The sequence below is a fragment of the Streptomyces sp. NPDC051020 genome (assembly GCF_040683105.1).
Classification (GTDB): Bacteria; Actinomycetota; Actinomycetes; order Streptomycetales; family Streptomycetaceae; genus Streptomyces.
In genome coordinates, this window is record NZ_JBFBCG010000004.1 from 126,121 (window position 1) to 152,862 (window position 26,742).

Consider the following 26,742-nt stretch of genomic DNA (forward strand, 5'->3'; position numbering starts at 1 on the left):
CGCGATGTGAAGCACCTCACATCGCGGTCAGAAGGCGGTGAGCAGGGGTTCCCCGTGGTCGGTGGCCGCCCACCGCTGGGTCGCGCGTTCGAGCTTGTCGGGGTTGACCTGGTTGTGGAACGCGGCGATGCCCTCGGCGGTGACCTCCAGGCACATGACGCCGATGACCCGGCCATCGAAGACAGCCACGAGGGCGGGGGCGCCGTTGGCGGTCGTGGCGTAGATCTCGGGGGAGCCGCCGACGATGGCGCGCTTCGCCTTGCCGGGCTTGAACAGGCCCCGCAGGAATACGGCGACCGCGAGGGCGCCCTCGACCGCCTTGGCGCGGGCCGGGACCTTCCCGCCGCCGTCGCCGATCGAGATGGCGTCCTCGGTGAGCAGCCGCACGAGCGGCTCGGTCCGGCCGCTGGTGGCGGCTGCGAGGAACTCCTCGACGATCCGCCGGGCGGCGGCCTCGTCGATCTCGGTGCGGGCCTTGCTGTCCGCGACGTGCTTCTTGGCGCGGTGGAAGATCTGCTGGCTGGCGGCCTCGGTGATGTCGAGGATCTCCGCGATCTGCCGGTGCGGGTAGTCGAAGGCTTCCCGCAGCACGTACACCACCCGCTCGTTGGGGGAGAGGCGCTCCATGAGGGCGAGGACCGCGTACGAGACGGATTCGCGCTGCTCGGCGGTGTCGGCCGGGCCGAGCATCGGGTCCCCGGTGAGCAGCGGCTCGGGCAGCCATTGGCCCACATAGGTCTCGCGCCGGGCGCGGGCCGAGGTGAGCTGGTTGAGGCACAGGTTGGTGAGGACCTTCGTCAGCCAGGCCTCGGGGACCTCGATGCGGTCGATGTCGGCGGCCTGCCAGCGCAGGAACGTGTCCTGCACGGCGTCCTCGGCATCGCTCGCGGAGCCGAGGAGGCGGTAGGCGATGGCCTCCAGGCGGGGCATGGAGGCCTCGAACCGGTCCATGTCGTTCATGGTCAGACCCATGGCCCGGATCCTAGTGCCGCGACCGGCAAGGTTTGCGACGGCTGCGTCCCCGCGCTACTCGACCGGTGCTGTTCGGCCTCCCGGACGCAGTGGATCGCGTTGTCCGTGTCTCCCGGGGCCCCCGCGTGCGCCGACCGCCCTTCCCCGCGCGGCCGGTTGATCGGGAGCCCCGCTCCGCCGCGGAGCCTCGTTACGATCGCACGCATGAGCTGGCACTGCACCGGGTTGCGATGGCCCCCAGAAGGGCCGGTCCTGGGGTGGCAGAAGGAGGGGGCGAAGGGCCGGGCGGTGGGCGGGGCCGGTTCGACGCGGGTGAGTGTCCTTGCGTACGGGAAGGAGCTCGGGTTCCGGGCAGCGGGTGAGCGGCACTGTGTGGGGGCGCGGGGGAACGTGTGTCCGCTGGGCGCCCTGGTGTCCGGGCGGAGTACGGGGGCGCGGTGCCCGGAGTGTGCGCGGCTGGACCGGGCACATTCGGTGGCCGCCGACACGGTCGCCGACGACCCCCGGACGTACCGCGTCTATCTCGCCTGGTTCGGGCCCGGGATGGTGAAGGTCGGCATCACCGCGGAGGAGCGGGGTGCGGCGCGGCTGCGGGAGCAGGGGGCCGTAATCTTCAGCTGGCTGGGGCGCGGCCCGCTGATGGCGGCGCGGCGGACCGAGGAGCTGCTCCGGGCGGCGCTGGGGGTACCGGACCGCATCCCGTACGCACGCAAGCGCGCCGTGCGGGCCGTGCTGCCGGGTGCCGCCGAGCGGGTCGCGGAGGTCGAGGAGCTGTACGGGCGGGCGGCGGCGCTGGAGACGGGGGCGGGATGGCCGCAGTCGCTGGAGCGGCTGCCGTTCGATCCCGTCGACCACACAGGGGTGTTCGGACTGGACGGGCCGGTCGAGGTGGGGCGGGCGGTGACCGAGCTGGTGGACGGCGGGGTGGTCGGCGGGCGGCTGGTCGCGGCCGCCGGGCCCGATCTGCATCTGGCGACCGCGGACGGGGTGGTCGTGCTGGACACCCGGCTGATGACCGGCTGGGAGCTGGTGGGGGCCGATGCGCGGTCGGGGGTGACCGTGCCGGTGGTCGACATCGGGGGCGGCGGCGTGCAGGACGGGCTGTTCTGAGATCGTCGGTGCTCCGGGCGGGCCGGGTGAGGAGTGCGCGATGAGTGGCGAGAACAATGACGTGGTGCGGTTCTGGGAGCGCCTCGGGCTGCCGGGGCTGATCGACGTCCATACGCACTTCATGCCGGAGCAGGTACTCCGCAAGGTGTGGGCCTACTTCGACTCCGCAGGACCGCTGACCGGCATGGAATGGCCGATCGCCTACCGGCACGACGAGGACGAACGGCTCGCGCTGCTCCGGTCCTTCGGGGTGCGGCGGTTCACCTCGATGCTCTACCCGCACAAGGCGGGGATGGCGGCCTGGCTGAACGGCTGGGCGGCCGACTTCGCGCGCCGGGTGCCCGACTGCCTGCACACGGCGACCCTCTTTCCCGAGGAGGGCGTGGAGCGTTATGTCCGCGAGGCGGTCGAGGCGGGGGCGCGCGTCTTCAAGTCGCACGTCCAGGTCGGCGCGTACGACGTCAACGATCCGCTGCTGGAGCCCGTGTGGGGGCTGCTCGCCGACGCCGGAATCCCGGTGGTGATGCACTGCGGGTCAGGGCCCGCGCCCGGCGCGTACACCGGGCCCGAGCCGGTCGGCCGGCTGCTCGCCCGGCATCCGCGGCTGCGGCTGGTGGTGGCGCACCTGGGGATGCCCGAGTACACGGAGTTCCTGGCGCTGGCAGAGGCGTACCCGGAGGTGCGGCTCGATACGACGATGGCGTTCACGGACTTCTCGGAGAAGTTCACGCCGTTCCCGGTGGCGGAGCGGGGGCGGCTCGCCGGTCTCGGGGACCGGATCCTGCTGGGGACGGACTTCCCGAACATTCCGTACCCGTACGTGCATCAGCTGCACGCGCTGGAGCGGCTGGAATTGGGGGACGACTGGTTGCGCGCGGTCTGTTACGGGAACGCGCACGCCCTGTTCGGCCGGGGCTGAGCGCTCCCGGGCACGTCCGCTTTCTCAGGGAATTCACAGAATCGGAAAAGGACCCTCTCAGAGGCGTGCCGCACCGTCGAGGCATGACGACGACCTCGCCCCAGGGGCGTACCGAACTGCTGAGGCCGGACCGTAGCCCCGTCCGCGTGCTGGTCGTGGACGACGAGGCTCCGCTTGCCGAGCTGCTCTCCATGGCCCTGCGCTACGAAGGCTGGGAGGTGCGCAGTGCCGGGGACGGTGCGGATGCCGTCCGGGCGGCACGCGATTTCCGGCCCGATGCCGTGATTCTCGATGTCATGCTGCCCGACACGGACGGGCTCTCGGTCCTCGGCAAGCTGCGCCGGGAGCTCTCCGAGGTCCCTGTGCTGTTCCTGACCGCGCGCGACTCGGTGGAGGACCGGATCGCCGGGCTCACGGCGGGCGGCGACGACTACGTGACGAAGCCGTTCAGCCTGGAGGAGGTCGTGGCCCGGCTGCGCGGGCTGATCCGGCGGTCCGGGACGGCAGCGGTACGGAGCGAGTCGACGCTCGTCGTCGGTGACCTGGTGCTCGACGAGGACAGCCACGAGGTGAGCCGGGGCACGACGTCCATCCACCTCACCGCGACCGAGTTCGAGCTGCTGCGCTTCCTGATGCGCAATCCGCGAAGGGTGCTGAGCAAGGCGCAGATCCTCGACCGCGTGTGGAACTACGACTTCGGCGGGCAGGCGAACGTCGTCGAGCTGTACATCTCGTATCTGCGCAAGAAGATCGACGCCGGACGGACGCCGATGATCCACACCCGGCGCGGGGCCGGATATCTCATCAAACCCGGTCAATGACCCGGCCGACCGGCTGACTTCGCAGTCCCTCAGCGCCGGAGCAGCAGCAGATCCGCGACGACCGGGCGGTGGTCCGAGGCAAGTGTCTCGGCCACCGCCGCGTCGCGTACCCGCACGTCGTCCTTCGACACCGCCACGAAGTCGATCCGTTTCACCGGGTTCAGTGCGGGGAAGGTCGGCGCATTCAGGTCGGCATCGGTGAGGTCCTCCCACAGCGGGGCCAGCTCCGGGGCGCCCGGTTCCGCGTTGAAGTCGCCGAGGAGCACCTTCCGCCCTTCGTCCTCCGCCATGATCCGCCGGGTGTCGGCGACCTGTGCGATCCGTACGGACGGGTCGCCGCGGTAGTCGAGGTGCGTCACATACACATGCACGGGCATCCCCTTCACCCGTACGACCACTTCACCGAAGCCGGGCGCGGGCTCCGGCACGGGGTGGGGGACCTGGGTGGAGAGCCGGGTGATCTCGTGGTTCTCGGCGCTGACGATCCGGTACTTCGACAGCACCGCGACCCCGAACTCGCGCCGGGACGCACCGGGAGTCTCCGGATCGAGGCTGTAGATCGGGGCGAACGACACCTGCATGTCCAGCCGTTTCGCCGGCTCGCCCGCGGCGTCGCGCCACTCGCTGCGCGTGCCCCAGTGGACGTCGACCTCCTGAAGCCCGATCACATCGGCGTCGAGCGAGCGGAGTTCCGCCGCCTGCCGGTCCAGATCGAAGACGTTGTCCATGCCCGAGCCGACATGGATGTTGTACGTGGCGACGCGCAGAGGCACCGGATGCCCCTGCCCGGCAGCTCCGGCGGGCGGGGCGGCGACCGCCCCCAACAGACCTGCGGCAATCAGGACTTCCACCGTACGACGACGCAGTGACATGCCACTCCAGCCCTAGGAGTGCGCTGACGATCTTGGAATCGCGCCCGACTTGCACCAGATTGCCCCGATCAACATTTACTGGCGAAGCGGGGCAAGTCAGGCAGTCGAAGCAAGATCTTCAGCAAACTCCTAGGCCCTGTCCGGCCGATCTTCGTGGGCCCGCGACGTCCGGCACGGCACCTCGCCGCGTTGTCTTCAGTCGCCCGAGTACGCCCAGTAGGAGGACGATCCTCCGCCTTGCGATGCACCGCACCGGACGCCGCAGGCTGATCCACGAAGATCGACCGGACAGGACCTAGGCCGTGACCGGCAGCCGGGCCCGCGCGAGCAGGCCCGGGGCCGGAAGGACGTTCTCACTCATCCCGGAATGGCCGTCAGCTGCCGGGCGCCAGGTGAGCGGGGAAACCGCCCGTGGCAACGGGCCCCCACCGCTCCGGGGTGATCCGGATGATCGACTTGCCCTGCTTCACCATCGCCGCCCGGTACTCGTCCCAGTCCGGGTGCTCTCCCGAGATGTTCCGGAAGTACTCGACGAGCGGCTCGACCGAGTCGGGCGCGTCGATCACCTCAGCTGACCCGTCGATCTGCACCCATGGCCCGTTCCAGTCGTCCGACAGGACGATCACGCTCACGCGCTCGTCCCGCTTCGCGTTCCGGGTCTTCGCCCGTTCGGGGTAGGTCGAGACGACGATCCGGCCGGCGTCGTCGACGCCGCATGTCAGCGGGGATCCCTGGGGGCGGCCGTCGGCCCGGGTGGTCAGCAGGATCGCCCGGTGCCGGGGCCGTACGAACGCCAGCAACTCATCGAGTTCCACGGTGGTGTTGGTCGCGATGTTGGGTGCCATGTCCGCAGACTACGACGGCAGGGACTCGCCCTGCACGGCCTGGATGTCCAGCTCCACCCGCAGCGTCGTGCCGATCGCCGAGATGCCCGCCTGCACCACCTGGTTGTAGTTCATGGCGAAATCGTCGCGGCGCAGTTCCGCCGTTGCGCTGAATGCCGCGCGCACCCCGCCCCACGGGTCGGGGCCGGTGCCGAGGTAGCTCAGGTCCAGGTCGACCGGGCGCTCGACGCCGCGCATCGTCAGCAGGCCGTGCACGGTCCAGCGGTCGGGGCCGGCCGGGGTGAGCCCGTCCGAGCGGTACGTGATCTCCGGGAACCGGTCCGCGTCGAGGAAGTCCGGCGAGCGAAGGTGCTTGTCCCGCATTCCGTTGCCCGTGTCGATGCTGGCCGCGCTGATCACGGCGTCGACGCGGGAGCGGTGGACCTCCTCGGCGATCTCGATCCGGCCGCCGAACTCGGTGAACCGGCCGTGCACGCTGGAGATCCCCAGGTGCTGCGCGACCGCGCCCACCGAGGAGTGCGCCGGGTCCAGCGACCAGGCGCCCGGCGGCGGCAGCTCCACGCCGCCCTGGCGGGCCAGCACCACCGTGCCGGCCTCGACCCGTCCGCTCGCCGTGACGAGGGCGGTCGACGCGGCGGGGGCGTACCCGACCGCGGTCACGATCACCGTGTACGCGCCGGCCGGGAGCAGGGCGTCGGTCCGTACCGCCCCGTCCTCGTCGGCGGCGGCTCGCAGCACCTGGGTGCCGGTCATGTCGGTCACCGTCACGACCGCGTGCTGGACAGCCCAGCCGTCCCGCGTCCGTACCTGTGCGCGAAGTCCCATCCCGTTTCTCTCCTTGCTTCATGACTCAATGAGTCGGCCCCGGGGCGGGGACGGCAGGCCGTCCCCTGCCTGCCGTCCCCACCACCGGGGCCCATTTCCACCGGCGGCAGCCTCTCCGCTCGAAGCGCTGCCCGCCAGGGTCTGTGTGAGAGGCCGCGCGCATAGCTGGGGCGGCGTCGCGTGCCGATGGGCGGCGCCTGGCGGCGTTGTCGTCGGTCGACGATGCTCCGCGTCGCCTCCCTCCTCCGCCCTGCCAGGCTTGCCCCTCGCCCCGCTCCTTCCCCCACCCCACCTGTGCGCGCGGCCTCTTACTCGATCACTCGCCGGGGTGGGCGAGCTCGATGTCGTGACCGTCGACCCCGCGACCGGCCACGGTCAGCGCGCAGGCCACCGGCGGGTAGCCGGTCGCGATGACCGAGTACTCGCCCGCGTCCAGGTCGGCGAAGGCGTACGCCCCGTCCTCCCCGGTCGTCGAGGTGGCGACCACATTGCCCGCCGCGTCGACCAGCGTGACGCGGGCGTCCGACAGGGGCAGCCGGGCCGAACTGGCCCGCACGACACCCTGGACCAGCGCACCGGACTGCAGTACGGCGTCGACCCGGGTGACACCCTGGCCACCGATCTCCACCGGCAGCGCCAGTGGACGGAAGCCGGCGGCGTTCACCGCGACGGTCACCGCGCCGGGCACCAGCTCGGCGAAGGTGAACTCGCCGGTCTCGGCGGACGTGCCGGTGGCCAGCACATCACCGCGCACATCGGTCACGATGACCATGGCGCCGTCGACCGGATCACCGCTCTCGGCAGCCCGCACGGTCCCGGCCAGGCCGCTCGTACCGGCGAGCAGAATGTCGTACGACAGCTGCTGGTCGCCGACGACCACGGTGGACGCCTGCGGCTGGAAGCCGTCGGCGGACGCGATCAGGACGTAGCTGCCGGCGCCCGGCGCGTCCAGACGGTAGCTGCCGTCGGCCTGGGCGACGGAGCGCCCCAGCTGCCGGCCGCCCAGCGAGATCAGTGTGACCGCGGCCCGGGCGACGGGTGCGCCCTCGGCGCCCCGCACCACACCACTGACCGGGGTGCCCTGCACGGTTGCCACCGGAGCTTCGAGCGTGTCGACCGAGGCGACCCCGGCCGCGCCCTCGGAGACCAGCGCGGCTGCACCGGACGGGACCTCGGCGAGCACCGCGGCGGGAACCTCGGCGGCAGCCTCGGCCTCCGCCGGGGCATCGTTCGCCGCGTTCGTCTTCAGCGCGACCTCCTTGATGAAGATCGTGATGAGGAAGGCGATCAGCGCGGCCGGAGCGGCGTACAGGAAGACGTCGCCGACACCGTGCCCGTAGGCGCTCTCCATGACCGTGCGGAATGGCGCGGGCAGCTTGTCCAGGTCGGGGATGCCCCCGCCGCCGGTGCCACCGTGGCCCAGGGCCGCGCCCTTCGGACCGAGGTCCGCGAGACCGTCCTTGACGTAGTGGGTGACGCGGTTCGCCATGAGGGCGCCCAGCGCCGAGACGCCGATCGCACCACCGAGGGAACGGAAGAAGGTGACGACGGAGCTGGCCGCCCCGAGGTCGGACGGAGCGACCTGGTTCTGCGCGGCGAGCACCAGGTTCTGCATCATCATGCCGGTGCCGAGACCCATCACGAACATGAAGATCGCGATGTGCCAGTACTCCGTGTCGTACCGGATCGTGCCGAGCATCCCGAGCCCGGCGGTGACCAGGAAGCCACCGCTGACCAGCCAGGCCTTCCAGCGGCCGGTCTTGGTGATGATCTGACCGGAGATGGTCGACGAGAGGAACAGGCCGGTGATCATCGGGATCGTCATGACGCCGGACATCGTCGGCGACTTGCCCCGCGCCAGCTGGAAGTACTGGCTGAAGAAGACGGTGCCCGCGAACATCGCGACACCGACGAACAGCGAGGCGATCGAGGCCAGCGTGATGGTGCGGTTGCGGAAGAGGCGCAGCGGGATGATCGGCTCGCCGGCCCGGGACTCCGTGTAGACGAAGAGCAGGGCGAGCACCAGGGAGCCGGCCAGCATCACGCCGGTCTGCCAGGACAGCCAGTCGTACTTGTCGCCCGCGAAGGTCACCCAGATCAGCAGCAGCGATACGGCGGCGCTGATGAAGAACGCGCCCGTCCAGTCGACCTTGACGTCACGCTTGACGACCGGGAGCCTCAGGGTCTTCTGGAGCACGATCAGCGCGATGACCGCGAACGGCACACCGACATAGAAGCACCAGCGCCAGCCCATCCAGCTGGTGTCGGTGATGACACCGCCGAGCAGCGGACCACCGACGGTGGCGACGGCGAAGACCGCGCCGAGGTAGCCGCTGTAACGACCGCGCTCACGCGGGGCGATCATCGCGGCCATCACGATCTGGGCGAGGGCGGAGAGACCGCCGACGCCGATGCCCTGGACGACACGGCAGGCGATGAGCATGCCGCTGCTGGTCGACATACCCGCGACGACCGAGCCCAGGACATAGATGATGAGCGCTATCTGGACCAGCAGCTTCTTGCTGAACAGGTCGGAGAGCTTGCCCCACAGAGGAGTGGTGGCGGTCATCGCGAGCAGCGAGGCCGTGACGACCCAGGTGTACGCGGACTGGCCGCCGCCGAGGTCCGAGATGATCTGGGGGAGAGCGTTGGAGACGACGGTCGACGACAGGATCGCGACAAACATGCCGAGCAGCAGCCCGGTCAGTGCTTCCATGATCTGCCGGTGTGTCATCGGCGCGCCGTCGGAGGAAGGATTTCCTCCGTGCTTGGCGTGGCCGCCCCGCACACCGGTTGGTGTGGTCGTAGCCATTGAGTTCCTTTGCTTTGCTTCTGTTACACAGGTGTACGGGTGTGCGAGTCGTCGTCGCTGTCGGCGGGCCGCGTGCGGCACTCGTGGCTGTGCTTTCCGGGGGCGCACCCACCGGAACCGCGACAGGTGAAACTGTCACGCAGCCGGGCCAGCAACGTGTTGAGCTGTCCGACCTCGTCGTCGGACCACTCCTGAAGGTTGTGGGCGAACATTTCGGTGGTCCGCCGGTTGAGGTCGTCGAGTACCGCGTTTCCCGCGGGGGTCAGCCGCAGGATGCGGGACCGCTTGTCCGCCGGGTCCGGAGACCGTTCTATCCAGCCCCGCTCGGCCACATGGGCGACATGTCGGCTGGTCACCGACATGTCGATGGCCATCAGTTCGGCCAGTCTGCTGATCCGCATGTCGCCGTGCCGGCTGAGCAGGGCCAGCACGGCGGCGGATCCGCCAGGGCATTCAGCAGGGAGGATGCGGGCGAGTCCGCGTCTGACGGAGCCGATGGCGCTGAGTTGCCGGGCCAGCTCTTCGTACTGACTGCGTGCGGCCACGGGCCCCCCAGACATCCATCTTGTTGCTTAGGGCAACCATAGAAGTATTGGTTGCCGCAGGCAAACGAAAGTTCCCTTGCAGAAGTAAAGGAACGCAAAAGGCTGTGTAGGGCTCGGGTCAAAGGCTCAGCGTGCGGGGGAAGGGTCGGGGTGGGTGTGTCTCGTGCCACACCGGAGGCGTGGGTGGTGCCCCGAAACGGCAGTAAGAGGTCGCGCAGAGGTGGGGTGGAGGAAGGGGCGGGGCGAGGGGCAAGCCTGGCAAGGCGGAGGAGGGAGGCGACGCGGAGGGGGCCCCTCCCATGCCTTTCGGGCTATGGGGGAGTCGTCGACCGACGACAACGCCGCCAGGCGCCGCCCATCGGTACGCGACGCCGCCCCACCTATGTGCGCGGCCTCTCAGCCCCGAGCGCTACTTGGGGCCCGGCCGTCGCCCCACAGGGGCATGGGGTGCTGCCGGACCGCTAGGGTCCTGACCCATGGCACACAACCGTTTCTTGGCGCCCGGCGCGAGGAGCTGTGCGCCTGGCGGACCATCTCCAACGGTTTTGGATGACCCGGATCTCCGCTTTCGCACCGCGGTGGCGGCACGCGGCACGCGCGTGATCCAGTCCGTGGCGGGCGGAGTCCCTGGCGCGAGAGGGGCCGAGCGTTGGCCGCAGGATCCTCGCGCACGTCACGACGTTACAGTTCCACAGACTTCATATCGCAGTATCCGACGAGCACTTCACCCGATTGAGTGGAAACGTATCCATGCGTAATCAGCCGCCGGCACATGGCAACCCGCAGAACCCCGAGGGCAATTACGACCCCGCGGGCAGCACCCAGATGTTCCGCGCCTTCGTCGACGAGGGTGAGCCGCAGCGCCGGCAGCAGCCGGCCGCGTCGTCCGGGCCGAAGACCGGGGTGATCGTCGCCGTCGTCGCGGTGATTGTCATCCTCGGCGCGGTCGCCTGGCTCGCACTCGGCTGACCCGACCCCGCCCTTCCCATCCGTCACGTCCAGACGGCGGTGATGCCCCGGGTCTCGACATGCATGCCCAGGGGCACCCGCCAGGCGTCCACACAGACGGTGTACGTCTTCTCCCGCGCCGCTCCCGCGTCGATCGGCGCGGGCAGCGGCGCGGTCGTTTCCACGGTCGCCCAGTCGATCCCGAGCCCGCCGATGATGTGCGTGGCGAAGGTGACCGTTCCCGACCGGACCGGTGAACCGCCGGTATTGCGGAATTCGGCAGTCACCTTCTCGCACCAGCGGTGATCGGCCGCCGTCCGCTCGGGTGCGCCCAGGGTCAGCACGGCAGGTCCCGCGGGCGCGGTGGACCCCGGCGCGGACGGGGAGGGAGTCGCGGAGCTGTCCCCCGCGCCGCCCGAGGTCGTGCCACCGGTACCGCTGCCATCTGTACTGCCGGCGGAGCCCGTGCCGACCGCGGAACCCGCAGCGCCCCCGGTGGTGCCGGCGGAGGTGCCGCCGGATCTGCTGGAGGACCGCGCACCGCCGCTCGTGCGGTCGCCCGCACCACTGCCGGTGCCGCCCGTGCCACCGGAGTCGCCGCTCGCCGCGGAGGAGCCCGGCCTCGGCTCCGTACCCCCGCTGCCGCCGCCCTCCCCGTCCAGCGGAATCAGCGTCACCCTGCCCGAAGGCGCGACCGGGCCCTTGGGTGCCTTCTCCGGGCCGGTGCCCGCCGCGCCGACTGCCGCATAGCCGTCTCCGTCGCCCGCTCCGGCGGCGCAGGCGGCGAGTGCTCCGCCCAGGCACAGCACGGCCGCCGAGGCGGCGATCACGGTGCCCCGGCGGCCGGTCGAGCCGAATGTCTGACGTCGCATCGCGCAAGTGTGGCTGACGGTCCGTCAATTCGGAACCCTCGTGCGCCTGCGTGTGGATCAGTCGGCGATGAGCCCCTCCCTGAGCTGGGCGAGCGTCCGGGTCAGCAGACGTGAGACGTGCATCTGCGAGATGCCGACCTCCTCGCCGATCTGCGACTGGGTCATGTTGGCGAAGAACCGCAGCATGATGATCTGCCGCTCCCGGGGCGGGAGTTTGGCCAGCAGCGGCTTCAGGGATTCGCGGTACTCGACGCCTTCCAGCGCGGAGTCCTCGTAGCCGAGCCGGTCCGCGAGCGAGCCCTCGCCGCCGTCGTCCTCCGGGGAGGGCGAGTCCAGTGAGGAGGCGGTGTACGCGTTGCCGACGGCAAGGCCGTCGACCACATCCTCCTCGGAGACCCCGAGCGCCGCCGCCAGCTCCGGCACGGTCGGCGAACGGTCGAGCTTCTGGGCCAGCTCGTCGCTCGTCTTCGTCAGCGCGAGCCGCAGCTCCTGGAGCCGGCGCGGCACCCGCACCGACCAGGAGGTGTCGCGGAAGAAGCGCTTGATCTCGCCGACGACGGTGGGCATGGCGAACGTCGGGAATTCCACGCCCCGCTCGCAGTCGAACCGGTCGATCGCCTTGATCAGGCCGATCGTGCCGACCTGGACGATGTCCTCCATGGGTTCGTTACGGCTCCGGAACCGCGCCGCGGCGTACCGCACCAGCGGGAGGTTGAGCTCGATGAGTGTGTCCCGCACGTAGGCACGCTCCGGGCTGTCCAGTCCGTCGGGCCCCGGTGCGGGACCCAGGGCGGCGAGCCGCAGGAACAGGGAGCGGGACAGAGTGCGGGTGTCGATGGCTTCCGGCGAGCTGGTGAGCACAGCGGGTGCGGGTGCGCTCTTCGTGAGCGTGAGCACCTTCGAGCTGCCCTGTTCTGCGGACATGCCACCCCCTTGAGGTCGCGGACGGTCGCGGTAGCCACGACCATCGGAGGAACGCAGCCTCCACCTGAATACCGGAGGTGGGGCTGCGGCAAACGCGGTTCACGCAGAATGTCACATGTCGGCAACGCGCTGTAGTGACATGTCGACAAGTCAAGGTGACATATGTGCAGTTAACGGGGGTGTGCGGCATTCGGGCTGCCCGAGAGGGACTTTGATCGGTTTACCCGATCCGGTTACGCCTCGATCCTGTTTGCGGATCGAAGTCGCGCGAAGCTTCTGGCCAGCAGTCTTGACACATGCATCTGGGAAACGCCCAATTCGGCGCTGATCTGTGATTGCGTCAGGTTGCTGTAGTAGCGCAGCAGCAGGATCCGCTGCTCGCGCTCGGGCAGCTGGACGAGGAGATGGCGGACCAGATCACGGTGCTCGACCCCGGCGAGAGCGGGGTCCTCGTAGCCGAGCCGGTCGAGCAGTCCGGGCAGCCCGTCGCCCTCCTGGGCGGCTTCGAGGGAGGTCGCGTGGTAGGAGCGTCCCGCCTCGATGCAGGCCAGCACCTCCTCCTCGGAGATCTTCAGGCGCTCGGCGATCTCCGCGGTGGTGGGCGAGCGGCCGTGCGCCGTCGTCAGGTCCTCGGTGGCGCCGGTGACCTGCACCCAGAGCTCGTGCAGTCGCCGCGGCACGTGGACGGTCCGCACGTTGTCCCGGAAGTACCGCTTGATCTCGCCGACGACGGTGGGCATCGCGAAGGTCGGGAACTGGACGCCGCGTTCGGGGTCGAACCGGTCGATGGCGTTGATCAGCCCGATGGTGCCGACCTGGACGACGTCCTCCATGGGTTCGTTACGGCTCCGGAAGCGCGCCGCGGCGTACCGCACGAGGGGGAGGTTCGCCTCGATCAGTGCGGCCCGCACTCTGCCGTGCTCCGCACTTCCCGGTTCCAGCTCCTTGAGCTGGTCGAAGAGGACCCGGGTGAGCGCCCTGGTGTCCGCGCCCCGGGTCCTGGCGGGCGACGTGCCGTCGGGCGTCTCGGTCTGGACGGTCTCGGCCGCCGGGGCGGCCCGGGTTGCCGGGGCGGACTGATCGGACTGGGCTGTCTGGGTGGCTTGGGCATCGTCGTTCTGGACGATCTGGGGAGGCACTTGAGGCGCTGTACTGGCCGGCACGGTGAGGCCACCCCTTTGCGGTCAACTTCGGTCAACTCATCCGTCAAAAGCGGTCATAGCATCACAAGACATGTCCACTGTGTGCAAGCACCGCACAGTGTCGTGTTGAGGGGGTATCGGTTTAAACCCATGGAAAAGCCCCTCACCGAAATGGTGAGGGGCTTGTGGGTTCCGGGACCGCGGAGGTCAGAAGGGGTAGTCGGCAATCACCCAGGTGGCGAAAGCCTTCCACTGTCCGGCGGCGGCCTGATGGGCCGGGTGTGCGACGTAGCGCCCCAGGGCGTCCTCGTCGGCGACCGCGGAGTTGATGGCGAAGTCGTACGCGATCGGCCGGTCGGTGATGTTCCAGGCGCACTCCCAGAACTCCAGCTCCGGGATCTGCCCTCCGAGCTCCTGGAACGCCTTCGCCCCGGCGACAACACGCGGATCGTCACGCTTCACGCCGTCGTTCAGCTTGAACAGGACCAGATGACGGATCATGGGGTACCCCTAGTTCACGAGCTCGGTCATGAATTCGCCGACGCCCTGTGCGGCACTCGAAATGCCCTCGAACCCTACCCCGACAAGCTCAGCGGCCCGTCTGGGGGAGTGGATGATCGTGTACAGCACGAAGACGGCAATCATGACGAGCGCGATCTTCTTCGCTTGCACCATCAGCCCCTGCTCCCCTTCGATCCCCTGTGCAGTCGGGCGATTCTATCCGCACGAATGGCCGATTCCGATGGGGGATTCCGATGGGGTGGTGAGCTGCTGTCGGTTTGCTGGGCGGGTGAGTTGTGGTGAGCGGGAGTGAGTCCTGCCGGTGGGGCATGGGGGCGAGAACGGGAGTTCTGGGGTCGAATGGGACCATCAGCTCCTGCGGGCGGCCGCTGCCTGTGAGTGGATCTCCGGCCCTGGCGTCGTCAGTACGGGTGCCGGTCCGGCTTGCTCGTCCATGAGGCGTAGGCTTGGGCGCCGATTTCGGGATGGACCTGCTCGATCCTGATCCTTCGCTGATCGAGCGGCTTCATGAAGTCCTCGTACTGATAGGCGTCGTCGAAGCCGATCCGACGTGTGTCTTCCAGGTCGCAGCTGAAGTACACCGCGTCGATCCGGGACCAGTAGATGGCGCTCATGCACATCGGGCAGGGAGCTCCGCTGATGTAGATCGAGCAGCCCTGGAGCATCCGGGCCCGCTCGGGCTCGGGGTCCGGTGACCCGTCAGCACGGGGCACGTATTCCAGAGTGCTCTCGTTCTGGTGCTCTTCGGAGATCGACGGAGCCTCGGGGTTGAGATGCTGCACGGCCTTGCGGATCGTTTCGACCTCGGCGTGGGCCGTGGGGTCGCCGGTGAGAAGCACTCGGTTCTGTCCACGGGCGATGATGTCCCCATTGCGGGTGATCACCGCGCCGAACGGTCCACCCCACCCCTTTTCCACCGACTCGGTCGCCAGTCGGACCGCCTCGGTGATGAGCTCCTTGTGTTGCATCACTAGGTCTCCGATCGACATCGACAGCCCTTGACGAATACAAGCGCGCGAAAGGGCGATCAACTGTCCGATTTGCCCATAAAACAACGCATACACTAAACTAGTGTGCGTGAGTCTGCGCGCAGGCCGTGAGCCGCCGGCCGAAAACGCCACCGTTGTGACCTCGCAGAAGGTGTGCGCGGGTCGCGCCGACGAGTATCAGCGCTGGCAGCACCGGATGAACGAAGCGGCCCGCGAATTCGACGGGTTCGAGGGTGCCGAGGTGTACCCGCCCGCAGCAGGCGGCGAGAATGAATGGGTGGCGGTCTTCCGTTTCGCCGGCGTGGACTACTTGACCGCCTGGCTGGATTCGGGCAGACGGCGGGAATTGCTCGACGAGGGGCGGGAATTCTTCGAGGAATCCCCGACGCAGGAGGTGCTTCGTGGCGGCGCCCCCGCCGAACAGGCGCCGGAGATGGTCACGGCCGTCGTCTCCCACGAGGTGAAGCCAGGGCGGGAAGAGGGTTTTCTGCGCTGGCAGGAGAAGGCCTTCAAGGCGCAGGCGAAGTCACCCGGATTCATGGGGTCCGAGCTGTTCAGGCCCGTGGAGGGCGTGCAGGAGCACTGGGTCGTCGTCTTCCGGTTCGACTCCCGCGAGCACCTCGACGACTGGCTCGCATCCGACGTCCGCCAGACACTGTTGGAGGAGGGCCGCACCTATTTCGCCTCCTACGACGTACGCAAGGTCGGCTCGGCGTTCAGCGGTTGGTTCCGCTTCGGCGAGGGCAAGCAGGACAACGCGCCGCCCAACTGGAAGCAGGCCATGACCGTGGTCCTGGCGCTCTATCCCACGGTGACGGTCCTGAACCTGACCGAGGGGCACTGGCTGGACGGACTCGGCCTCCCCGGATACATCGGCCTCTTCATCGGGAACGTGCTGAGCGTCAGCGTGTTGACCTGGCTGCTGATGCCACTGGTGAACAAGGCACTCGCCTTCTGGCTGGTGCCCAGCCGCGCGGGCAACTACCGCGTGCACCTGACCGGTGCCGCGGTGGTGGTGCTCTGTTATGCGCTGTTCCTCGTCATCTTCGGCCTGACCACCCACTGACCGATCCGACCAGCCGGCTCCAGCCGGGCCACGCGAGGAGGTCGTGATGCCTGAACGGACCCCCGCAGGCCCCGTCGAGGGGACACTGATCCGGCGGGGCGACCCCGGCTACGACCGCGCCCGGACCGACGAGGTGTGGAACGGGCTCCTGCCGGAACGCGTTCCCGAGGTCATCCTGCAGGCCACCGCCGAAGGGGACATCCCCCCGGGCCCGGCGCTCGTACGCCCCCGCCACCTGGGATCGCCTGCAGGAGCTCAAGCTCACGTGGGACCCGGACAACGTCTTCCACTCCTACCTCGCGTCCGCGACATGAGGCGCCTTGCGCGCGCCCTTGATTCTGTCCGGCCGCCGGGGGCGCGGCCGGGGAAATGACCGGGACGGCGTGTCGGTGGGACGGGTTCTTGTCGGGGAACGCCGGCGATCCTCCATGAGAGCCCCGGCAGGGTGACGGAGATCGTCAAGGAAGGCGACCCGAGGGGCGCACGGATCGGCCAGATCCTCGCCCCCACTGGCCGACCGTCGGCGTCGGGCAGGGTGCCGCACGGCGTGTTGCCCACAGGGGCACAGAAAAACCGCCCCCGACCTGCTTTCACAGGATCAGGGGCGGTCTTCTGAAGCGGTAGCGGAGGGATTTGAACCCTCGGTGAGTTTCCCCACACTCGCTTTCGAGGCGAGCTCCTTCGGCCGCTCGGACACGCTACCGAGAGAGAGCTTAGACCATTCAGGCCGTGGGTTGAAATCCGATTCTCCCGCGTGTGCGGAAGCCGGGTCGGAGGCTGGGCGCGCCGCCGGGTCACCGGTCGCGGAAGAAGGCCGTCAGCTGGGCGGAACAGGCGTCCTCCAGAACTCCGTGGATCACTTCGGGGCGGTGGTTGAGCCGCCGGTCCCGTACGAGGTCCCAGAGCGAACCGGCCGCGCCCGCCTTCTCGTCCCGTGCCCCGTAGACGACCCGGGCCACCCGGGACTGCACGAGTGCGCCCGCGCACATGGTGCACGGCTCCAGGGTGACCACCAGCGTGCAGCCGGTCAGCCGCCATGCGCCGAGCGCCTCGGCGGCCCGGCGGACGGCGAGGATCTCGGCGTGCGCGGTCGGGTCGCCGGTCGCCTCGCGTTCGTTGTGTCCCGTGGCGAGCAGGGTGCCGTCCGGGCCGAGGACGACGGCGCCGACCGGCACATCACCGGCCTGCGCCGCGTGTGCGGCCTCGTCCAGGGCGCGGCGCATGGCCGCCCGCCATGGGTCCCGTACGGGATCGTTCGTCGGGTCGTGGGGTTCTTGCGGTCCGTGCGGGCCCGGTGGTGCGGTCACCCGCGGACCCTAACGGACGGTCTCCAGGACCTCGGCCGCGCCCAGCGCGTCCGCGATCTCCACCAGGGCGTCCGTGCGCAGCATCAGCAGCTCCTTCTCGGCAAGTCCGAGATCGGACAGGATCCCGGTGTCTCCGAGCGGACCCGTCGGAACGGCGTCGGCGTCGAGTCCGTCGTCGGTGTCGTCGGTCTGATTGTCGGTGGTGTGATCCGGCTCGCCGTCCTCCGTACCGTCGAGGCCGACGAGCTCTTCGAGGGCGGCAATCGAGTCCTCGGCCTCGGGTTCGCGGCCGAGCAGTTCATCGGTGAGCAGGATCTCCCCGTAGGAGGAGCGGGCGGCGGCGGACGCGTCCGAGATGTAGATACGGGGGTCCTCCTCACCGTCCACCCGGATGACGCCGAACCAGGCGTCCTCCTGTTCGATGAAGACGAGCACCGTGTCCTCGTCCACCGAGGCCTCACGGGCCAGATCCGTCAGATCGGACAGGGTCTCCACATCGTCGAGCTCCGTGTCGCTCGCTTCCCACCCGTCTTCGGTGCGCGCGAGCAGTGCGGCGAAGTACACCGTGACTCTCCCACTGGTCATAGGGGTGTCGGTCCGGCGGGAGGGCATCCGGTGATCCGGCTGTCCTGCGTCCCGCCCATCGGAATCGTGGCAGAAACCTAGCGTTCGCGAGAGTAGTTCGACCGTTGCGTCGTGGATCAGTTGTCGCGGACACTGCTCGAAAGGGGCCGTCTGGCTGCTCGGAGCGCTACCAGCGGAAGGTCCGCATCCGCATGACGTGGCGCATTCGGGCGGCCCGGGCGCGGCGCGGCTGGACCCGGTCGCGCAGCGCCTTCGCCTCATGAAGCTCGCGGAGGAAGTGGGCGCGCCGTCTGCGGCGCTCCGCTTCGGTCTCGGTCTCCGGCGCGTCCTGCGCGTCGCGCGGGGCCGACTGGTCCCGCTTCTGCTGCTTCCCGTCCGCCATCCGCACATCACCCCAAGCCTGGGTCCGTATGCCCCCCACCTTCCCTCCGAACGTGTGGTTGATGCCAGCGCACAGGTGCGGGGGAGCCCGGTTACTGTTGAACCCATGCGGATCCACGTCGTCGACCACCCGCTGGTCGCGCACAAACTCACCACCCTGCGCGACAAGCGCACCGACTCCCCGACCTTCCGGCGCCTCGCCGACGAGCTGGTCACCCTGCTCGCGTACGAGGCCACCCGGGACGTGCGCACCGAGCAGGTCGACATCGAGACGCCGGTCACACCGACGACCGGGGTCAAGCTGTCGCACCCGCGGCCCCTGGTCGTGCCGATCCTGCGAGCCGGTCTCGGCATGCTCGACGGCATGGTGCGGCTGCTGCCGACCGCCGAGGTGGGCTTCCTGGGCATGATCCGCGACGAGGAGACGCTCCAGGCGTCCACGTACGCGACGCGCATGCCGGAGGACCTCTCGGGCCGACAGGTCTACGTCCTGGACCCGATGCTGGCCACCGGCGGCACGCTGGTCGCGGCGATTCAGGAGCTGATCAAGCGCGGTGCGGACGATGTCACCGCCGTCGTGCTGCTCGCGGCGCCCGAGGGCGTCGAGGTGATGGAGCGCGAGCTGGCGGGTACGCCGGTGACCGTGGTCACCGCCTCGGTCGACGAGCGGCTGAACGAGAACGGCTACATCGTGCCGGGGCTCGGCGACGCGGGCGACCGGATGTACGGCACCGTCGACTGAGTCCTGGTTCCGGCCAGGGCTTTCGGCCCGTGCGCCCCGAGGTCCCTGTCGTCGAACCGGCGCCTGCTGCGCGGCGTGACGACGGGACAGCCCTCAGCGGCAGGAGGAGGGCGCCGGGGCCGGCTTGTTGAGGGCGGTGAGGGCCGCGGCGGCTTCCTTCGGGGTGTTCAGCTTCTTGAACGCCGTACCGAGGATCAGATCGACATCCGCCGTCCTGCGCGCGTCGGTCTTCGGCGTGGCGCCCGTCAGCTGCGTACCGAGGACCGGGAACGTGCCGTTCGTGGCCGTCGGCGCCCCCAGCAGTACCCCGGGCCCGGGGACCTTCTTGTCGTACTCGGCGGAGGCATTGCCCACCTTGCCGATGCGGAAGCCACGCTTCTTCAGCTCGTCGGCGGCGGCCTTCGCCAGCCCGCCGCGCGGCGTCGCGTTGTAGACATTGACGGTGATCTTCGCCGGTGCCGGCAGTGCCCTGGCGGGCGTGGACGGCTTGGGCGTGGGGCAGTCGGCCCTGCGGTCCGCGGCGCTGGCCTGCTTGTCGCCGCCCGTGAAGACGTCGATGAGCTGCAGCGTGCCCCAACCGGCCAGCCCTAGGGCCGCCACGGAGGCAATGGACACGAGGACCAGTGTGCGGCGGTTTCGGGGGCGGCGCATGCGCGGGTACGTGTCGCCCGTGATGCGGTACTTTCCGCCCATGCCGGGAGGAGTGAGCATGCTCATGGACGCAGCGTAGTGCGACCCGGTGAAGATGCGTACTAAATGATCAACGGATGGCACCCGTCCGAGTGCGAATGCACCCGAAAGCACCCGGCGCGGCGAAGTGCGCGGACCGCCGGCTCACCGAGCTGCTGGACTGTCAGCCGAGTTCGAGGACGCGGGCGTGCAGCACCTGGCGCTGCTGGAGCGCCGCGCGGACCGCGCGGTGCAGCCCGTCCTCCAGATAGAGGTTGCCCTGCCACTTCACGACGTGGGCGAACAGGTCGCCGTAGAAAGTCGAGTCCTCGGCGAGGAGGGTTTCGAGGTCCAGCTGACCCTTGGTCGTCACCAGCTGGTCGAGGCGGACCGGGCGCGGCGCGACATCCGCCCACTGCCGGGTGCTTTCCCGGCCGTGGTCGGGATATGGCCGCCCATTTCCGATGCGCTTGAAGATCACACGGAAAGCCTACCGGTCAAGAGCCTCCGGGCGCAGCCATGGAGCGGTACTGCGATGCTGGCCAAAACGTCATGAATGCAGGCATTTCGGAACACGGGCCGCGATGAGTGACAGCGACAGCACGGGCGGAGGTACCGAAGCGGGCGCGGGAGCAGGTGCCGGCGGTGACCGAGCCCAGGTGCGCGCCGAGCATGACGGGTCTCGCGGCGTTCCCGCCACGGGTCTCGGCGATCACATTGGCCGCGTCCTTCGCGGGGTCGTGCCCGGACAGGTGCCCGTGGTTCGGGGAGGAGGAGAGGCGCGGCCAGAACGGTGGCAGCCACAACAGCCTTGACCCTGCGACGGGTTGCGTGAGAGTCCTTCCGGTGCGAACGGTTGTGCAGGAAAGCTGGCGATCGCAGTGACGCCCGTGAACAGTTGCGGACTTTCCTTCATCTCGTCTTCGCCGCGGCCGCCTTCGCTTCCTGCTTGTGCGCGCGGACGAGGGCGAGCGAGTCGGGGCCGGTGATGTCGGCGACCGAGCGGTGCGAGCCCGCCTTCCCGTACGGACCCGCCGCGGCGCGCCAGCCGGTCGGCCGGACATCCAGCTGCTTGCCCAGCAGTGCGAGGAAGATCTGCGCCTTCTGGACGCCGAACCCCGGCAGCGCCTTGAGCCGTTTCAGCAGCTCGGCACCGGTTGCGGCATCGCTCCAGACGGCGCTCGCGTCTCCGTCGTACTCCACGACCAGGAATTGGCACAATTGCTGCACCCGTTTGGCCATGGAGCCGGGATAGCGGTGCAGAGCGGGTTTCGCGGTGAAGAGTTCGGCGAACGCCTCCGGGTCGTAGACGGCGATCTCATGGGCGTCCAGATCGTCGGAGCCCATCCGCTGCGCCAGGGTGTACGGGCCGGAGAATGCCCACTCCATAGGAACCTGCTGGTCGAGCAGCATGCCGACCATGGCGGCGAGCGGGCTGCGGCCGAGCAGCTCGTCCGCTTCCGGCTGCTGAGCGATCTGCAGGGCGATCGGCTTGCCCTTGCCGTTCGGTCTGTTCTGTGTCATGCCTCCGATCATCGCGACAGTGACGGGGGACGGCGAGTCCGGGAGCCGCCGATGGAGTACCGAAGACGGGAACGAGATCAGCAGCCGGGCGACGTGGTCGCGTGCGTGGGGCCTTGCGCGAAAACGGGGTTGCCTCCACCGTGGGCGGGGTCGGGCCGGTTGACCGACCGGCTCGCTCCGTACGGTGACGGGAGTCAGCATGACCTCATTGCCTCTTCTGCCCCATGGACTGCACGGTGACGGCCCGCACAAGGTGATCGCGGTGCACGGCTGGTTCGCCGACCGCTCCGCCTACGACCCGGTTCTGCCGGATCTCGACCTCGGTTCGTTCCAGTACGCGGTGGTGGATCTACGGGGATACGGGGAGGCCAGGGACGCGAGCGGTGCGTACACCACAGCCGAGGGCGCCGCGGACGTGATCGCGCTGGCCGACCGGCTCGGCTGGGACCGGTTCTCGCTGATCGGCCACTCGATGGGCGGCTGCATCGCTCAGCGGACGCTGGCCATCGCCCCGCACCGGGTGCGCAGAATCGTCGGTGTGTCGCCGGTACCCGCATCCGGCCTGCCCCTGCCGCCCGAGCAGTGGGAACTCTTCTCCGCTGCGGCGCACACCCCGGAGAACCGTCGGATCATCCTCGACATCACCACCGGAGGCCGACGCCCCGCAGGCTGGCTGGACCGCATGGTGCGTCGTTCGCTCGAACGCAGCGACGCGAAGGCGTTCCGGGCCTGGCTGGATTCCTGGGCGGGCGAGGACTTCCACGACCGGATCGACGGTTCGCCCGTGCCGGCCCTGGCTGTCGTGGGCGCGCTGGACCCGGCACTGTCGGCCGAGTTGCAGCGCGCCACCTGGATGCGCTGGTTTCCGCAGGCCGAACTGGTTGAGCTGCCCTCGTGCGGCCACTACGCGATGGACGAGGCCCCTCTCGACCTGATCCGTGTGATGGAGGACTTCCTACGAGCCGATACGGAGGACGGCGAGGCGAAGGCATGAGCGGGCCCGCGCCCGAAGCACCGGAGCAAGCGCCCGTACCGGACGTCTTCGACCCGAGGCAGTACGCGCAGGGCATCCCCCACGACCGCTACCGCCACCTGCGCGATCACCACCCAGTGGCGTGGCAGGAGGAGCCGGAGGTCCTCGGCTGGCCGGCGGGTCCCGGCTTCTGGGCGGTCACCCGGCACGCGGACGCCGTCCACGTACTGAAGGACTCCTCGACGTACTCCTCGCACCTGGGCGCCACACAGATCCGCGACCCCGACCCCGCCGACCTGCCGTTCATCCGCCGCATGATGCTCAACCAGGACCCACCCCACCATCGGCGACTGCGCACGCTCGTCAGCCGTGCGTTCACCCCCAAGCGCGTGGACCGTTTCGCCGCGGTCGTCCGCGAACGAGCCCGCTCCCTGCTCACCCGGGCGGTCGCCGAGGCGCGGGCCACCGACGGCACCTGCGACCTCGTCGCCCGCGTCACCGACGATTACGCGCTGCTCAATCTCACCGACCTGCTGGGCGTACCGGACAGCGACCGGGGCCTCCTCCTGCACTGGACCCGACGCGTCATCGGCTACCAGGACCCGGACGAGGCGGAGACCCCAGTGCCCGGCCCGGACGGCGAGCCGGTCAACCCGAGGTCCCCGGCGTCACTCACGCGGCTCCGCGCCGACGACAAGGTGGTCGTCTTCCACGCCTCGGCCAACCACGACGAACGCGTCTTTCCCGACCCGTACGCCCTGGACCTCTCCCGCACCGTTCCTGGGCAGTGAGCGGGAGTGAGTCCGCGCACTGGCACGCCCCGAACGGTTTTGGGCGCACTGGTCGTCCGCTTTCGCATCCCGGGCGCCAAACCCCCCCCCATGGTTGTCATCGCTGAATCCGGCCTGCCGGTGGACTCAAGGCCCGGCCTCGGGCCGTGTCCCTGCGCGGAATCCGTCATGCCATTTCTGATCTGCCTGCAGACGATTTCATTCCGTATTGGCGCCTGAGCACGACTTATTCGCCCCGTCAATTAATCAAGCACTCTGTGAAAGTCCAGCCGGAGGAGTCCCGTTGAGCGCTCGCATTCTGGTCGCCGAGGATGATGTGAAACAGGCGCGACTGATACGCATCTATCTGGAGCGGGAGGGGAACGAGGTCCAGATCGTCGCCGACGGCCGCTCGGCGGTCGACCGCGCCAGATCCGTAGGCCCGCGCGTCGACCCGCCGCTCCTGCGAGCGGACCGCCTCCGTCGCGCCGTCGCGCCTTCAGGTCCGCCTCGGCGTACGGGACGAGTCGCCGCCCACCTTGGCCGCCGCGCCGACGGTGGTCGTTGCGGTGGGCGTCAGCCTTGCCGTCATCCTTGGCGGGCTGCTTCTGAGCAGGGCCGTGCTGCGCCCGATACGTGCCCTGACCCTGGCCGCCCGGGGGCTGGGGGAAGGAGATCTGGAGCGACGTGTTCCGGTCTTCGGTCGGGATGAGATCGCCGAACTCGGGCGTGCCTTCAACAGGATGGCCGACTCCGTCCAGGCCGTCGAGGAGCGTCAGCGCCGCCTCGCCGGCGACATCGCACACGAGCTGCGTACCCCGCTGGCCAACCTGCGCGGCTATCTGGAAGCGCTGCAGGACGGGTTTGTCGAGCCGACCCCCGAACTGCTCGACTCCCTCCACGAGGAGGCGATGCTGCAGCAGCAGATCGTGGATGATCTGCAGGATCTGGCGCTTGCCGAGGCCGGTGCGCTTACCTACCACCACGCTGTTGTCGATCTGCGCGACGTCCTGGAAACCTGCCGTACGGCCCATCGGGCCCAGGCCGAAACAGTCGGCGTGGTCCTGGAGGTGGAGGCGCCGCAGCAGGTGTTCGTGGACGCCGACACGGACCGGCTGCGTCAGATCGTCGGCAATCTCGTCGGCAACGCGCTACGGGCCACGGCGCCGGGCGGCACCGTGACGCTGGCTCTGGCCCGGCAGGGCGACTCGGCGGTCCTTCAGGTGCGGGACACCGGCAAGGGGATACCGGCCGAGCATCTGCCCCACCTCTTCGACCGATTCTGGCGGGCGGATGCGGCCCGGGGCCGCGCCACCGGCGGCAGTGGCCTGGGGCTCTCCATCGCCCGGCAGATCGTGACCGATCACCGGGGGACGATCGACGTGGAGAGCACGGTGGGTGTCGGGACGACCTTCACCGTCGTGCTCTCCACGGCTCGTGCAGACGCGCACTGACCTGTCCGGCCCGGGGTGCTGCGGTCGCGGTCAGGAACCCGCGAGCGCCTGGGTGGGCGCCAGGCGCCCGGCCCGCACCGCCGGGTACAGCCTGGCGATCGCCCCGATCAGCAGCGTGACGGCGATCCCGGCTGCCGCCGCCCACACGCCGTCGGATCGACTGCCCCGCGCCGGGCGCCTTTCACGTGCGTCACACGCGACCGGTGTGCTGGTCCAGGATGGCCCGCAGCCGGTCGAGGTCCCCGGCCTCATGCACCCCCTGCTTGGGCAGGACACTGACCCACATGATGTTGGGGTCCCGGCTGAGCAGGACGAAGTGGCCGGCCGTCTCCCGGTACCCCCGGAAGACGGACCACTTCTGGACCAACGTGTTGTGGTCGCTGCGGCAGGTGATCCCGGCCGGAGACACGGTGACGCGGTACTCGCCCTGCCATCCGACGATCCGTTGCACCTGGGCGGCCTGGAGCCGCGGGTACCCCCACACCACCAGGACGACGAACAAGACCAGGACGGTCGAGACCACGTCGACACTCCCACGGCCCACCGTGGAGAGCAGCCACTGCCCTACCCACAGTGTGAGGAACACGCTCCGCAGCAGCAGCCCGATCCGCTTGATCCGCGCGCGGACCCGCAGGCCGACCAGTGTGTCGGCAGGCTGGGGCCGGTACCCCAGACGGACCGCAGTCTGTTCGTCCACGACGACATCGGAGTTTTCCGCGCCGCTGTCGGTGCCTTCGGCGCTGTGGCCCTCGGCCATGAACCCTCCCCGGTACGACGACCCGCGGATCCTACCGAACCTCAGTGCCGGGGCAGACGGCCGCCGTGGCGGTACAGGTGGCTGTCGAGTACCAACCGCTGACCTCGGATCACGTTGTGGGCTGTGCCTTCCGCAACCGTGCCGGGGCGGAGGGTTCAGGGCTGGGTGAGCCGCTGGAGGAGCGTACCGATCTGGTCGTTGTCGGCGATCAGTGGCAGCGTGTCGAAGGAGAGCTCCCACTCACCCCCGGGGCCGAACCGCTCGACTATCCCGAAGGGGACGTCGGCTCCCTTCTCGCTGGTTACCGTGCCGTGCCACTCGACGTAGGTCGTGGTGTCACCGAAGGCGACCTGGCCCGCCTTCAGCTGGACGTCGGCGTGATCGAAGAACCTCTTGAGGTACGCGGTCTTGCCCGCGTTCGTACCCAGGGGCTGGGCCAGCCCCGGGGCGGTCAGCCGGGCGTTCCTCATCCGGCCGGCCAGCGCGGAGACGTCCCCGCTGTTCCATGCCGCCAACCGGGCCGTGATCTCGTCGGCCCGGAACCGCTCGGGTGCACCGCCGGCCCCTTCGCGGGCCACCGGATCCGCGTCGGCGATCCCCTCGAAGAGGGGCCGCAGTTCGGGGGCTATCGGCTTGAACATTTCGTAGCGGTCGTAGTAACGCCGGGCCTGAATCGTCTTGCCGTCGTCGGAGAGCACGTTCCGGGCGATCTGGGGAAAGGCCACCTTGTGTCCCTTGATGGTGACCTCGTTCTGCTGGCCGAACATCATCACCGCGCCGTCTGCCACCACGGAGGTGCCCCGGTACCGCAGGTCGGGGGCGAACTGGAGTGTGCGGGTGATGGAGTTGCCGATCGCCGTGTGTCCGCGCTGCGGGCCGCCGCCCGCCTCCCAGAGGGTCGCCTCCCCGTCGAAGATGTCCAGATAGGCCTTGACTCTCGGGTGGTTGAGATCACCCACCGCGGGCGGCGTGCCGGTCGGTGTCTCACCGAAGGTGATCTGCCGCTTGAGGAACGCGCACGCGTTCGGGGTGATCCGGCCCTCCAGCCTTTCGACCTTCTCCCGGACCCCCGCACATCCGCTGTCCTCCGAGACGGCTGCGGCCGCCGGGGAGGTCGCGGCGGCGGACACGGACGGGCCGGCCGCCACCGCGCCGAAGGTCAACCCGGCGGCCATGGTCGCTGCGAGCAGTCCCGTCTGCCCCAGTAGCGTCTTCTTCGTGCGCGGTGCCCGCTGCATTGCCACCATGGTGATACCCCATTCTTGATCCCTGTTGCCCGCTGAGGCCGGGCCCGGCCGGGGTGCGCAGCGCGCCCCGCCCGGCTGAGACCACCGTTCCAGCCGGCGCGCGGAGTATCGATTACCTTGCGGGTAATGCCGGGCCGGGGCAGGCCCGG

Annotated in this window: 27 protein-coding genes, 1 tRNA gene and 4 pseudogenes; 11 read left to right on the plus strand and 21 right to left on the minus strand. The window is 69.5% G+C overall.

The window, feature by feature from the left end; translation table 11 throughout:
- Positions 1-27: 27 nt before the first annotated feature.
- Positions 28-972: an RNA polymerase sigma factor SigJ gene (gene sigJ / locus AB0N06_RS03915; RefSeq protein WP_366133165.1), complete on the minus strand. Its 945-nt coding sequence runs from the start codon at positions 970-972 to the stop codon at positions 28-30.
- Between the two features lie 204 nt (positions 973-1,176).
- Between sigJ and AB0N06_RS03920 the strand changes: the two genes are divergently transcribed.
- The 3 genes from AB0N06_RS03920 (at position 1,177) to AB0N06_RS03930 (ending at position 3,822) form a co-directional block, all read left to right on the plus strand.
- Complete coding sequence (locus tag AB0N06_RS03920; protein ID WP_366133166.1) at positions 1,177-2,082, plus strand: DUF2797 domain-containing protein; 906 nt, start codon at positions 1,177-1,179, stop codon at positions 2,080-2,082.
- Between the two features lie 40 nt (positions 2,083-2,122).
- Entirely contained in the window at positions 2,123-3,001 is an 879-nt protein-coding gene (locus AB0N06_RS03925) for an amidohydrolase family protein (RefSeq protein ID WP_366133167.1), read from the plus strand.
- Positions 3,002-3,084: 83 nt separating this feature from the next.
- Positions 3,085-3,822: a response regulator transcription factor gene (locus tag AB0N06_RS03930; protein ID WP_366133168.1), complete on the plus strand. Its 738-nt coding sequence runs from the start codon at positions 3,085-3,087 to the stop codon at positions 3,820-3,822.
- Between the two features lie 29 nt (positions 3,823-3,851).
- On the opposite strand, the gene AB0N06_RS03935 is transcribed toward AB0N06_RS03930, so the two are convergent.
- The 5 genes from AB0N06_RS03935 to AB0N06_RS03955 all read right to left on the minus strand — a co-directional run bounded on the left by AB0N06_RS03935 (position 3,852) and on the right by AB0N06_RS03955 (position 9,721).
- Positions 3,852-4,694 (minus strand): endonuclease/exonuclease/phosphatase family protein, encoded by an 843-nt coding sequence (locus tag AB0N06_RS03935; protein WP_366133169.1) that lies wholly within the window; start codon positions 4,692-4,694, stop codon positions 3,852-3,854.
- Between the two features lie 374 nt (positions 4,695-5,068).
- On the minus strand, positions 5,069-5,539 hold the full coding sequence (locus AB0N06_RS03940) for a PPOX class F420-dependent oxidoreductase (RefSeq protein ID WP_366133170.1): 471 nt from the start codon (positions 5,537-5,539) through the stop codon (positions 5,069-5,071).
- Positions 5,540-5,548: 9 nt separating this feature from the next.
- Entirely contained in the window at positions 5,549-6,364 is an 816-nt protein-coding gene (locus AB0N06_RS03945; protein WP_366133171.1) for a YceI family protein, read from the minus strand.
- A gap of 316 nt (positions 6,365-6,680) precedes the next feature.
- Complete coding sequence (locus tag AB0N06_RS03950; protein ID WP_366133172.1) at positions 6,681-9,176, minus strand: MFS transporter; 2,496 nt, start codon at positions 9,174-9,176, stop codon at positions 6,681-6,683.
- 23 nt (positions 9,177-9,199) lie between these two features.
- Positions 9,200-9,721, minus strand: a complete 522-nt coding sequence (locus AB0N06_RS03955) for a MarR family winged helix-turn-helix transcriptional regulator (RefSeq protein ID WP_366133173.1) — start codon at positions 9,719-9,721, stop codon at positions 9,200-9,202.
- Positions 9,722-10,471: 750 nt separating this feature from the next.
- On the opposite strand from AB0N06_RS03955, the gene AB0N06_RS03960 reads away from it, so the two are divergent.
- Positions 10,472-10,690 carry a hypothetical protein gene (locus AB0N06_RS03960; protein WP_366133174.1) on the plus strand — a complete coding sequence of 73 codons (219 nt, stop codon included), beginning with the start codon at positions 10,472-10,474 and terminating at the stop codon, positions 10,688-10,690.
- 23 nt (positions 10,691-10,713) lie between these two features.
- Here the strand turns inward: AB0N06_RS03960 and AB0N06_RS03965 are convergent, their stop codons facing one another.
- From AB0N06_RS03965 to AB0N06_RS03990, 6 genes are all read right to left on the minus strand, one after another.
- Positions 10,714-11,541: a hypothetical protein gene (locus AB0N06_RS03965; protein WP_366133175.1), complete on the minus strand. Its 828-nt coding sequence runs from the start codon at positions 11,539-11,541 to the stop codon at positions 10,714-10,716.
- Between the two features lie 57 nt (positions 11,542-11,598).
- Positions 11,599-12,465, minus strand: a complete 867-nt coding sequence (locus AB0N06_RS03970) for an RNA polymerase sigma factor SigF (RefSeq protein WP_366133176.1) — start codon at positions 12,463-12,465, stop codon at positions 11,599-11,601.
- A gap of 233 nt (positions 12,466-12,698) precedes the next feature.
- Complete coding sequence (locus tag AB0N06_RS03975) at positions 12,699-13,628, minus strand: RNA polymerase sigma factor SigF (RefSeq protein ID WP_366133177.1); 930 nt, start codon at positions 13,626-13,628, stop codon at positions 12,699-12,701.
- A 186-nt stretch (positions 13,629-13,814) separates the two neighbouring features.
- A complete protein-coding gene (locus tag AB0N06_RS03980) occupies positions 13,815-14,108 on the minus strand; it encodes a Dabb family protein (RefSeq protein WP_359109554.1) in 294 nt (97 codons plus the stop codon).
- 9 nt (positions 14,109-14,117) lie between these two features.
- Positions 14,118-14,282 (minus strand): hypothetical protein, encoded by a 165-nt coding sequence (locus AB0N06_RS03985; RefSeq protein ID WP_366133178.1) that lies wholly within the window; start codon positions 14,280-14,282, stop codon positions 14,118-14,120.
- A gap of 248 nt (positions 14,283-14,530) precedes the next feature.
- Complete coding sequence (locus AB0N06_RS03990) at positions 14,531-15,097, minus strand: nucleoside deaminase (RefSeq protein ID WP_366133211.1); 567 nt, start codon at positions 15,095-15,097, stop codon at positions 14,531-14,533.
- A 109-nt stretch (positions 15,098-15,206) separates the two neighbouring features.
- On the opposite strand from AB0N06_RS03990, the gene AB0N06_RS03995 reads away from it, so the two are divergent.
- Both AB0N06_RS03995 and AB0N06_RS04000 read left to right on the plus strand, forming a co-directional pair.
- The gene (locus tag AB0N06_RS03995) at positions 15,207-16,184 is read left to right on the plus strand and encodes an antibiotic biosynthesis monooxygenase (RefSeq protein ID WP_366133179.1); all 978 of its coding nucleotides are present in this window, start codon (positions 15,207-15,209) and stop codon (positions 16,182-16,184) included.
- Positions 16,185-16,417: 233 nt separating this feature from the next.
- Positions 16,418-16,498 (plus strand): annotated as a pseudogene (locus tag AB0N06_RS04000) (BBE domain-containing protein); the annotation flags it as partial.
- Positions 16,499-16,802: 304 nt separating this feature from the next.
- On the opposite strand, the gene AB0N06_RS04005 reads toward AB0N06_RS04000, so the two are convergent.
- The 4 genes from AB0N06_RS04005 to AB0N06_RS04020 form a co-directional block, all read right to left on the minus strand.
- Positions 16,803-16,887: transfer RNA gene (locus tag AB0N06_RS04005), tRNA-Ser, on the minus strand.
- Between the two features lie 91 nt (positions 16,888-16,978).
- Positions 16,979-17,407: a tRNA adenosine(34) deaminase TadA gene (gene tadA, locus AB0N06_RS04010; RefSeq protein ID WP_327249476.1), complete on the minus strand. Its 429-nt coding sequence runs from the start codon at positions 17,405-17,407 to the stop codon at positions 16,979-16,981.
- Positions 17,408-17,500: 93 nt separating this feature from the next.
- Entirely contained in the window at positions 17,501-18,055 is a 555-nt protein-coding gene (locus AB0N06_RS04015; RefSeq protein WP_366133212.1) for a hypothetical protein, read from the minus strand.
- Between the two features lie 187 nt (positions 18,056-18,242).
- On the minus strand, positions 18,243-18,458 hold the full coding sequence (locus AB0N06_RS04020) for a hypothetical protein (protein WP_366133180.1): 216 nt from the start codon (positions 18,456-18,458) through the stop codon (positions 18,243-18,245).
- 105 nt (positions 18,459-18,563) lie between these two features.
- Between AB0N06_RS04020 and upp the strand changes: the two genes are divergently transcribed.
- Positions 18,564-19,199, plus strand: a complete 636-nt coding sequence (upp, locus tag AB0N06_RS04025; RefSeq protein WP_037695091.1) for a uracil phosphoribosyltransferase — start codon at positions 18,564-18,566, stop codon at positions 19,197-19,199.
- Between the two features lie 93 nt (positions 19,200-19,292).
- Here upp and AB0N06_RS04030 read toward each other — a convergent pair whose 3' ends face one another.
- The 3 genes from AB0N06_RS04030 to AB0N06_RS04040 form a co-directional block, all read right to left on the minus strand.
- Positions 19,293-19,892, minus strand: a complete 600-nt coding sequence (locus tag AB0N06_RS04030; protein ID WP_366133213.1) for a LytR C-terminal domain-containing protein — start codon at positions 19,890-19,892, stop codon at positions 19,293-19,295.
- Between the two features lie 160 nt (positions 19,893-20,052).
- Positions 20,053-20,349, minus strand: a complete 297-nt coding sequence (locus tag AB0N06_RS04035) for a type II toxin-antitoxin system VapB family antitoxin (protein ID WP_366133181.1) — start codon at positions 20,347-20,349, stop codon at positions 20,053-20,055.
- A gap of 431 nt (positions 20,350-20,780) precedes the next feature.
- Positions 20,781-21,392, minus strand: a complete 612-nt coding sequence (locus AB0N06_RS04040; protein ID WP_366133182.1) for an HhH-GPD-type base excision DNA repair protein — start codon at positions 21,390-21,392, stop codon at positions 20,781-20,783.
- Positions 21,393-21,591: 199 nt separating this feature from the next.
- Between AB0N06_RS04040 and AB0N06_RS04045 the strand changes: the two genes are divergently transcribed.
- The 4 genes and pseudogenes from AB0N06_RS04045 to AB0N06_RS04060 all read left to right on the plus strand — a co-directional run.
- Positions 21,592-22,386 (plus strand): alpha/beta hydrolase, encoded by a 795-nt coding sequence (locus tag AB0N06_RS04045; RefSeq protein ID WP_366133183.1) that lies wholly within the window; start codon positions 21,592-21,594, stop codon positions 22,384-22,386.
- Positions 22,383-23,138: pseudogene (locus AB0N06_RS04050) on the plus strand (cytochrome P450); the annotation flags it as partial. The gene AB0N06_RS04045 and the pseudogene AB0N06_RS04050, both read left to right, overlap by 4 nt.
- A gap of 301 nt (positions 23,139-23,439) precedes the next feature.
- Positions 23,440-23,571 (plus strand): annotated as a pseudogene (locus AB0N06_RS04055) (DNA-binding response regulator); the annotation flags it as partial.
- Between the two features lie 31 nt (positions 23,572-23,602).
- A pseudogene (locus AB0N06_RS04060) lies at positions 23,603-24,589 on the plus strand (ATP-binding protein); the annotation flags it as partial.
- A gap of 190 nt (positions 24,590-24,779) precedes the next feature.
- Here the strand turns inward: AB0N06_RS04060 and AB0N06_RS04065 are convergent.
- Together AB0N06_RS04065 and AB0N06_RS04070 are read right to left on the minus strand one after the other, a co-directional pair.
- A complete protein-coding gene (locus AB0N06_RS04065) occupies positions 24,780-25,346 on the minus strand; it encodes a YcxB family protein (RefSeq protein WP_366133184.1) in 567 nt (188 codons plus the stop codon).
- Positions 25,347-25,501: 155 nt separating this feature from the next.
- A complete protein-coding gene (locus AB0N06_RS04070; protein WP_366133185.1) occupies positions 25,502-26,584 on the minus strand; it encodes a hypothetical protein in 1,083 nt (360 codons plus the stop codon).
- Between the last annotated feature and the right edge of the window lie 158 nt (positions 26,585-26,742).